At 55.3% G+C, this 9,019-nt stretch carries 9 protein-coding genes; 1 reads left to right on the top strand and 8 read right to left on the bottom strand.

The annotated features are described in order from the left end of the window. The 6 genes from dapB to ribF all read right to left on the bottom strand — a co-directional run. A partial coding sequence (dapB, locus tag ACLQ7H_RS26585; RefSeq protein WP_411755255.1) for a 4-hydroxy-tetrahydrodipicolinate reductase occupies positions 1–724 on the bottom strand: 724 nt, incomplete at its 3' end. 588 nt (positions 725–1,312) lie between these two features. Beyond that, positions 1,313–2,266: a 4-hydroxy-3-methylbut-2-enyl diphosphate reductase gene (gene ispH / locus ACLQ7H_RS26590; RefSeq protein WP_411755256.1), complete on the bottom strand. Its 954-nt coding sequence runs from the start codon at positions 2,264–2,266 to the stop codon at positions 1,313–1,315. Beyond that, positions 2,247–2,717 (bottom strand): FKBP-type peptidyl-prolyl cis-trans isomerase, encoded by a 471-nt coding sequence (fkpB, locus tag ACLQ7H_RS26595; RefSeq protein ID WP_024483572.1) that lies wholly within the window; start codon positions 2,715–2,717, stop codon positions 2,247–2,249. Before fkpB ends, ispH begins: the two co-directional genes overlap by 20 nt. A gap of 1 nt (position 2,718) precedes the next feature. After that, positions 2,719–3,225 (bottom strand): signal peptidase II, encoded by a 507-nt coding sequence (gene lspA / locus ACLQ7H_RS26600; protein ID WP_411755257.1) that lies wholly within the window; start codon positions 3,223–3,225, stop codon positions 2,719–2,721. A 13-nt stretch (positions 3,226–3,238) separates the two neighbouring features. After that, a complete protein-coding gene (ileS, locus tag ACLQ7H_RS26605; RefSeq protein ID WP_411755258.1) occupies positions 3,239–6,055 on the bottom strand; it encodes an isoleucine--tRNA ligase in 2,817 nt (938 codons plus the stop codon). A gap of 30 nt (positions 6,056–6,085) precedes the next feature. Next, the gene (ribF, locus tag ACLQ7H_RS26610; protein ID WP_411755259.1) at positions 6,086–7,024 is read right to left on the bottom strand and encodes a bifunctional riboflavin kinase/FAD synthetase; all 939 of its coding nucleotides are present in this window, start codon (positions 7,022–7,024) and stop codon (positions 6,086–6,088) included. A gap of 435 nt (positions 7,025–7,459) precedes the next feature. Between ribF and rpsT the strand changes: the two genes are divergently transcribed. Beyond that, complete coding sequence (gene rpsT / locus ACLQ7H_RS26615; protein WP_024483576.1) at positions 7,460–7,723, top strand: 30S ribosomal protein S20; 264 nt, start codon at positions 7,460–7,462, stop codon at positions 7,721–7,723. A 66-nt stretch (positions 7,724–7,789) separates the two neighbouring features. On the opposite strand, the gene nhaR is transcribed toward rpsT, so the two are convergent. Then, entirely contained in the window at positions 7,790–8,689 is a 900-nt protein-coding gene (gene nhaR / locus ACLQ7H_RS26620) for a transcriptional activator NhaR (RefSeq protein WP_411755260.1), read from the bottom strand. Between the two features lie 148 nt (positions 8,690–8,837). Continuing rightward, positions 8,838–9,019: Na+/H+ antiporter NhaA (locus ACLQ7H_RS26625; protein ID WP_411755261.1), on the bottom strand; the 182-nt coding region annotated here is incomplete at its 5' end.

Raw genomic sequence — 9,019 nt, forward strand, 5'->3', positions numbered from 1 at the left:
TCATCCGGCTTGAGGCTTTATGGGTGATCTCTACCCGCTCGCCAATATCGGCAAACATGGCGGTATGTTCACCCACAATATCCCCGGCACGAATGGTGGCAAAGCCGATGCTCTTTGGATCGCGCTCACCGGTATAACCCACGCGCTCGTAAACCGCGCACTCTTTCAGATCGCGTCCCAAGGCACCGGCAATCGCCTCACCCATGGCCAATGCCGTCCCTGAAGGGGCATCCACCTTGTGGCGGTGGTGAGCTTCCACAATTTCGATATCGGTATAATCGCCCATTACCTTGGCCGCCTTTTCCAGCAACTTGAGCACCACGTTAACACCCACGCTGAAGTTGGCGGCAAACACGATACCAATCTGCTGTGCCGCGGCCTGGATCGCCGCTTTGCCTACATCATCAAAACCGGTGGTGCCGATCACCATGGCTTTGTTATGAGTCACACAAAACGCCAGATGGGCCAGAGTGCCTTCCGGGCGGGTGAAGTCGATCAGGATATCGAAATCGTTGATGACCTTTTCCAGGTTATCGCTGACGGTGACGCCCACTGCGCCAACGCCGGCCAGTTCGCCGGCATCGGTACCAACCAGGCTAGAACCCGGGCGCTCCAACGCAGCCCCCAGTACCACGCCCTGTGCCTGCTGCACGGCCTGGATCAATTGGCGCCCCATGCGGCCACCGGAACCCGCAATCGCGATGCGGATGTGTGAATCAGTCATACTTCGCTCTCTTTTATGGTCAAAAGCCACTCCTCGGCTATATATACCCTATGAATTTCAAGCTGCGGCTAGGCGACAAGCTTACTCATCCCCAGGAGCTTACTATTGTAAGTGACTGGGGTGAGTAAGTGCAGGTAACAACGCTGCAGCTTGAAAGGCGACGGGTATTAGTTCAGGGTAACTTCCCTACCCTATCACTACCAGAGGATTTGCTTACGGATTAGAAAATTATGATATGCCCGGTATGTTATCAGTAACGCTGTCAATCGATTAACAATTACCCGATTAGCGTCAACCGTCTGGTGCGACATAATCATGCACTATTTATGCATTACGATGAATGGCGAAAAGGGGGGTTTTTTGCTGTTTATGCGAGCCGGTTCCCCTCACCCCAACCCTCTCCCACAGGGAGAGGGAGCCAGTATGGCATCGTGGTTAGGTACAAGTGTCATTCTTCTTGCACTTCCAGTCCCCTCACCCAAAGGTGTATAGGTGCGTGAATTAATCGGTGGCAGGGTTGATGCTGTAGTTAAGATGTGGCACGGACCGTCCCCTCTCCCTGTGGGAGAGGGTTAGGGTGAGGGGTCATTAGTCGATCTGCTTGATATCCATGCGCAATTCTTTCGGCACTTCAAACACGATGTTCTCTTCACGGCCGCTGAGCTCATGCACGTCCTTGCCGCCCAAGGCTTTCAAGCGGCTGATGACGTCCTGAACCAGCACATCCGGCGCAGAGGCTCCGGCGGTGACGCCAATGTTGCTGGCGTCTTTCAACCAGGATTCCTGAATGTCCGCTGCCGAGTCGATCAGATAGGCCGGTTTACCCACACGCTGGGCAAGTTCGGCCAGGCGGTTGGAGTTGGACGAGTTCTTCGACCCCACCACCAGCACCACGTCGGCATCACCTGCCAAGCTGCGCACCGCTTCCTGGCGGTTAGTGGTGGCATAGCAGATATCGTCCTTGCGCGGCCCGATAATCTCCGGGAAGCGCTTACGCAACGCATCGATCACGTCGGAAGTATCGTCCACCGATAAGGTGGTCTGGGTCATAAAGCACAGGTTATGCTCGTTCTTTACCTGCAATTGCCAGACGTCTTCCGGCGACTCAACCAGGTACATGCCCCCCTCAGGATTGCTGTACTGGCCCATGGTGCCTTCCACTTCCGGATGCCCGGCGTGACCAATCAGGATCGCTTCGGTGCCCTTACGGCTGGCACGGGCCACTTCCATATGCACCTTGGTCACCAATGGGCAGGTGGCATCAAACAGCATGGTCAGATCGCGGGCTTTGGCCTCGGCCCGAACTGCCTGTGACACCCCGTGGGCAGAGAAGATCAGGATCGAGCCGTCCGGCACTTCCGCGATCTCTTCGATAAATACCGCCCCGCGCTCGCGCAGGCTTTCGACCACGTAGCGGTTATGCACCACTTCGTGACGCACGTAAATCGGCGCGCCATAAATCTCCAGCGCACGTTCTACGATGCTGATCGCACGATCGACCCCGGCGCAGAAGCCACGCGGGTTAGCCAGCAATATTTGCATGCGCTTCCTCCTGCTGCGGGTCGATCTCCAGCACTTCGATATCGAAGGTCACCGGATGCCCCGCCAACGGATGGTTGAAATCAACGGTGATCGAATCTTCCGCCACTTCACGCACCACACCAGGCATTTCACTGCCGTCGATGGCGGTAAACAGCATGATGGTGCCGACATCCGGCACGCCGGTTTCGTTGAAGTCGCGGCGTGAGAAGAACTGGATCAGATCCGGGTTCTCCGCACCGAACGCGGCTTCCGGTTGCAGGGTAAACGCACATTTGTCCCCTGCCCGTAGACCGATCAGCTGCTGTTCCAGCGGAGCAGACAGGCTACCATCGCCCAGGCGGAACAGCGCGGGTTTGCCGTTGCCCTGGGTCGATTCCGCGGTCGTTCCATCTGCCAGTTTCAGCGTAAAATGCACCAGTACTGCGCTGTTGCCGTTAACCTGAGCCGTCATATCACTTACCTTCGCTGTTGACGCTTTTCTTCGCTGGCAAGAACCCTTCCAGCACGATCATGGCGGCACCGACGCAGATAAAGCTGTCCGCCAGATTGAAGGTCGGGTAATGCCAGTTGCCGATATAAAAGTCGATGAAATCGACCACAAAGCCATGCCACAGACGATCAAACAGGTTGCCAAGCGCACCGCCGATAATAAAGGCATAGGCGATATTGTTCAGCTTCTGCTGGGCCCTGCTGCGATACATCATCACCAGCAGCACCACCACGATGGCAACTGCAATACCGGCAAAGAACCAGCGCTGCCAGCCACCGTGATCCGCCAGGAAACTGAACGCCGCACCGTAGTTACGCGCGTAGTACAGGTTGATTGACGGGAACAACGGCTGGGTCTGGCCCAGCACGAAGTTACTCAGGATCCACTGTTTGCTGAAAAAATCCAGCGCCAGCACCACCACTACCAGCCATAGCCAGCGCAAGCCGGTCGAACTTATCGGTCTACTCATCAGGCGCTTGTTCTCAGGCAAAGTTACGTTTTTCGCCGTCACCGGCTACGTTGGTCACACAGCGGCCGCAGAGTTCTGCGTGCTCCGCCACCTGGCCGACATCGGTGGTGTAATGCCAGCAGCGCGGGCACTTCTCACCATCCGCTTTGCTGAATGCAATTTTCAGCCCTTTCAACAGTTCACTTTGCTGCGCATCGGCAGGAGCATCTGCAAACGGTGCTACGCTGGCCGATGAGGTCAGCAACACAAAGCGCAGTTCGTCCTGCAGGCTGTTCAGGCGTGCTGCCAGATCGCTATCGGCGTACAGCGTAACCGCCGCCTCCAACGAACCGCCAATGTGCTTGTCTGCACGCGCCTGCTCCAGCACCTTGTTCACTTCACCACGCACTTTCAGCAGATCGGCCCAGAACGCATCGTTCATGCCTTCGCCTGCCGCCAGCCCGAACAGACCGTCGTACCACTCTTCGGTAAAGACGTACTGCGCGCGTTTGCCTGGCAGGAAGGCCCAGATTTCATCGGCGGTAAACGACATGATCGGTGCCATCCAACGTACCAGCGCTTCCGCAATGTGGAACAGAGCGGTCTGGCAGCTGCGGCGGGCAACGCTGTCGCTTTTCGCGGTGTACTGACGGTCTTTAATGATGTCCAGATAGAAGGAACCCATCTCTACCGAGCAGAACTGCATCAGACGCTGCACCACTTCGTGGAAATCGTAGTTGGCATAGGCCTGCTCGATATCCTGCTGCGCGGCCATTGCACGACCTACGGCCCAGCGATCCAGTACCACCATCTCTTCCGGTGCCACGCAGTCAGTGCTTGGATCAAACCCGTTCAGGTTGGCCAGCAGGAAACGCGCGGTATTACGGATGCGGCGATAAGAATCGGCAGCACGCTTGAGGATTTCGTCGGAAACCGCAATCTCGCCGGTGTAGTCGGTAGAAGCGACCCACAGGCGCAGAATGTCGCCACCCAGCTTGTTCATCACGTCCTGCGGGCTGACGGTGTTGCCGATCGATTTGGACATTTTGCGGCCCTGACCATCGACGGTAAAGCCGTGGGTCAGCACTTCTTTGTAAGGCGCCTTACCCTTCATGGCGGTCGAAATCATCAGTGATGACATGAACCAGCCACGATGTTGGTCTGAACCCTCCAGATACATGTCGGCAGAGTGGCCGTTGAATTCTGGACGCACGTCAACCACGGAAGAATGGGTTGAACCCGAGTCGAACCAGACATCCAGCGTATCTGGCACTTTCACATAATCGGCCGCTTCGGCGCCGAGGATATCGGCAGCGTCCAGATCCCACCAGGCCTGGATCCCGTCCTGCTCAACACGCTTGGCCACTTCTTCCATCAGCTCTACGCTGCGTGGGTGAAGCTGCTCGGTGTCTTTATGCACGAACAGGGACATTGGTACGCCCCAGGTACGCTGGCGTGAGATACACCAGTCTGGGCGGTTAGCCACCATGGTTTCGATACGCGCCTGGCCCCAATCCGGGATCCACTGCACGCCTTTGATCTCTTCCAGCGACTGCTTGCGCAGGCCCTTTTGATCCATGCTGATAAACCACTGCGGCGTAGCACGGAAGATGATCGGCGTTTTATGGCGCCAGCAGCACGGATAGCTGTGTTGCAGTTTTTCCACGTGCAGCAGAGCGCCCTTTTCACGCAGCAGCTCAACGATCAGATCGTTGGCCTTGAACACGAACTTGCCGTCCAGCGTTGGATAGGTGCCAGTCAGGTAGCAACCGTTCGGGCCAACCGGGTTGGCGACTTCCAGGCCGTATTTCTGGCCGATAATGAAGTCATCCGGGCCGTGGCCGGGTGCGGTATGTACGGCACCGGTACCGGCATCCAGCGTAACGTGATCGCCCAGGATCGCCGGCACGTCAAAGCCCATAAACGGATGGGTAAAGCGCATCAGTTCCAGATCGCTGCCCTTGCAGCTGCCCAGCACTTCCCAATGGCTGATGCCTGCACGTTTCATCACGCTTTCTACCAGGTCGGCTGCCAGGATCAGGCATTGACCTTCAACCTGTACCAGATGGTAGCTGAACTCTGCATTCAGCGAGATCGCACGGTTGGCAGGCAGCGTCCACGGTGTGGTCGTCCAGATCACCAGTGACACCGGGCCATTCACGTTGGTTACGCCAAACTTGCTGGCCACCGCCGCCGCATCAACCGCGTGGAAAGCGACATCGATGGATGGCGAGGTTTTGTCGTAATATTCAACTTCCGCTTCCGCTAGGGAAGAACCGCAGTCCGTACACCAGTGCACCGGCTTGGCGCCTTTGAGCAGATGACCATTGCTGATGATCTTGCCCAACGCACGGATGATGTTGGCTTCGGTTTTAAAATTCATGGTCAGGTACGGATGATCCCAGTCGCCTAGCACCCCCAGACGGATAAAATCTTTCTTCTGGCCTTCTACCTGCTCGGCAGCATATTCACGGCATTTCTGGCGGAACTCTGCCGGTGTCAGTTTCTCACCCGGTTTGCCATACAGTTGCTCAACCTTCAGTTCGATAGGCAGACCGTGGCAGTCCCAGCCTGGAACATAAGGCGAATCAAAGCCAGCCATCCCTTTTGACTTGATAATAATGTCTTTGAGGATCTTGTTTACCGAGTGACCAATGTGAATGCTGCCATTCGCATACGGAGGGCCGTCATGCAGAATGAAGGATTTCTTGCCCTTTTTGGCGGCACGAATGATCCCGTACAGATCCTGTTCATACCAACGTGCGAGCATGCCAGGTTCACGCTTGGCGAGATCGCCACGCATCGGGAACCCTGTTTCCGGCAAGTTCAGGGTATTCTTGTAGTCACTCATTAGATTCTCGATCTCGTTTCGGTTCGTAGATTAAGCCGGTGTCTGTAGCCCGAAGAACGTCCGGGCCGTCACCACATCATTGGCGATTTGCTGCTTTAGCGCATCGAGCGAAGCAAAACGCTGTTCATTGCGCAATTTTGCGCGCAGCACCACATCCAGGTGGCGCCCGTAAAGATCCAGGGTTACGTCCAGCAGGTGCACTTCCAACTGCTGACGTACGCCTGCCACCGTAGGGCGGGTGCCAATATTGGCCACGCCCGGCAAAGGCTCGGGGCCCAAGCCATAAACATCGACGGCATACACCCCTTTCACCGGGGCAACCAGGCGTTTGAGCGGCAGGTTGGCGGTTGGGAAACCAATGGTTCGCCCCAGTTCATCGCCATGCACTACGCGCCCGGAAATACTGTAAGGATGCCCCAGCAGGGTTTCTGCCAGTGGCAAATCATCATCACGCAGCGCATTGCGGATGGCGGTGCTGCTGATACGCAGGTCGCCTTCGCGAAAGCTTGGCGTGCTGACCACCTCAAAGCCGAATTCTTGCCCGGCTTTCTGTAACAATGGGAAATCCCCCTGGCGGCCAGCACCAAAGCGGAAATCATCCCCCACCATCAGGAATTTTACTCCCAGCTTTTCGACCAGCAACTCGGCAACGAATGCCTGAGCAGTATGAGCGGCAAAACGGGGATCAAACTTGACGCACAACAGGTAATCCACCCCGGCCTGCGCCAGGTATTTGGCTTTGTCACGCAAACGCGTGAGGCGGGCCGGAGCCTTATCCGCAGCAAACAGTTCCAGCGGCTGTGGCTCAAAGATCATGACGATGACTGGTAACCCCAGGCGCCGCCCTTCCTGCTTCAACTGCCCCAACAGCGCCTTATGACCGCGATGGACGCCGTCAAAGTTGCCGATGGTGAGCACGCAGCCACGGTGGCGTGCCCGAATATTATGGATGCCGCGAATTAGCTGCATAGCTGGCCCAACACAGTGGAAATCGGCGGATTATACCTTGTACAGCGGTCAAGGTTAACCCGCGATTGGTTCCTTTGATGTAATAGTCATACCATACCGGAGGATAATCGCCTTAACCACCGTTTATCTGGCCCAATGCGTGCTATATTAGCCCGCTGATAGCGAGCGTGGCTTCTGGCCGACGCTTGAAAGACGGGGGATAACCCACCAGGACCAACAGCTTGCAGACTGTGATGCAAATCACATGGCGATTTTTCTCGTGAAACACTGTATTCCCATGGCTGAAGCTGGTAAAATCCTGCGCCATCACAACGTAGCAAGTGCCGCCCGTACAAACGGCGCTTATTTGCACAAATCCATTGACAAACGAAGGCTAAAAGGGCATATTCCTCGGCCTTTGAATTGTCCTCAATATATATATTTGGGAGTTGGACCTTGGCTAATATCAAATCAGCTAAGAAACGCGCCATACAGTCTGAGAAACGTCGCAAGCATAACGCTAGCCGTCGCTCAATGGTGCGTACCTTCATTAAGAAGGTTGACGCAGCTATCGCAGCTGGCGACAAAGACGCAGCACAAAACGCATTCCTCGTAATGCAACCACTTGTGGATCGCCAGGCTGCTAAAGGCCTGATCCACAAAAACAAAGCAGCGCGTCATAAGTCAAACCTGACGGCGCGTATCAACGCAATGCAATAAGCATTACGTTGTGTGCTTGTTAAAAAAACCGGCCTCGGCCGGTTTTTTTACGTCTGACGTTCAAGCCTACAGCGCGAACAGCGCCGAGAAATCCTTGTTGCATACCCGCTGTACCGCCGGGTGCTGGATCATGCGTTCGGCAAAAATGATGTAATACTCTTCCTGCACGCTGTCGACACGCCCAATCTCTACCACGTCATCATCGCTATAGGTATCCAGCGCATACAGCGTTGGCGCCACGAAGATCGCATTGTGGTACAGGCCAAAGGCCTTCATCAGGGCCGCATCGTCAAACTCCCCCAGTATCTCGACCTTGATACCTTGTGTGTTAAACCAATTGAGCAGTTTACGCCCCAACATCGAACGCCTTCCCGGGATCAGCAAACGACGCTGTTCCAGACAGGCAGGAAACGGCAAATCGGGTACCGGCTGACGGCAGAAGAAGCTGACTCCACACTCGCCCAGCTTAAGCGAAAACAAACCTTCCTGCTGGCTGGAATCGACTGGGCAATCCGACAGGATCATATCCAGCTTATGCTGGCTCAATTGCTCAAGCAGCATCTCATGCGTAGATTCAAAGCAGCGCAGGTGGATTTGCTCGTTATCGACCACCACCGCAGTTTCCAATACCTGGCTGACCAGACGTTTGGATAACGCATCCGCGACCCCCACATCAAACAACAGGTTGGATTCCTTGCGATAGTTGACGATATCCAGCATTTCCTGGCTTAACATGAACATCTTGTCAGCATAACGAAACACTAACTGCCCCAACTCAGAAGGCACTAATCCGCGCCCCTGACGTTTAAACAGCTTACCGTTGAGCCGCTCTTCCAGCGCTTTGATCTGGCCGGTTATGGTCTGTGGCGTAAGGAACAAAGCTTCTGCCGCACCGACTACCGAGCCCTCTTTGCAAACCTGCCAGAAGTAATAAAGATGGTTAAAATTGATATGTGACATTCTCAAGACGTGCTCTCCTTAGATTCCTCATCGGCAAACGGTCTGCCATGATGAGCAACAAACTCCCTTTCTTTATTTCAGACAACATCTAGTCGTCTTTATCCCCCAGCCAAATGACCGGAGCAGCCAGGTTTCCCCCTGCTGCTCCAGGCTACTATTGTTGCAACCTGCTGCGCGGTAACGTCAGACGAAGCAAGCCGTAACCAACTACTGCGGCAGTTGTCGAACCCAATAATATCCCTAACTTGGAATAAGTTATGAGGGCCATGTCCGCATCAGTGAAGGCCAGCGAAGCGATAAAGATCGACATGGTGAAACCAATACCACAGAGCACGG

It is taken from the genome of Serratia sp. (in: enterobacteria), assembly GCF_046715635.1.
GTDB lineage: Bacteria > Pseudomonadota > Gammaproteobacteria > Enterobacterales > Enterobacteriaceae > Chania.

Excerpts from the sequence above, each read along its gene's own strand:
- ispH (WP_411755256.1), bottom strand. The coding sequence starts at position 2,266 with ATGCAAATATTGCTGGCTAACCCGCGTGGCTTCTGCGCCGGGGTCGAT.
- fkpB (WP_024483572.1), bottom strand. The coding sequence starts at position 2,717 with ATGACGGCTCAGGTTAACGGCAACAGCGCAGTACTGGTGCATTTTACG.
- lspA (WP_411755257.1), bottom strand. The coding sequence starts at position 3,225 with ATGAGTAGACCGATAAGTTCGACCGGCTTGCGCTGGCTATGGCTGGTA.
- ileS (WP_411755258.1), bottom strand. The coding sequence starts at position 6,055 with ATGAGTGACTACAAGAATACCCTGAACTTGCCGGAAACAGGGTTCCCG.
- ribF (WP_411755259.1), bottom strand. The coding sequence starts at position 7,024 with ATGCAGCTAATTCGCGGCATCCATAATATTCGGGCACGCCACCGTGGC.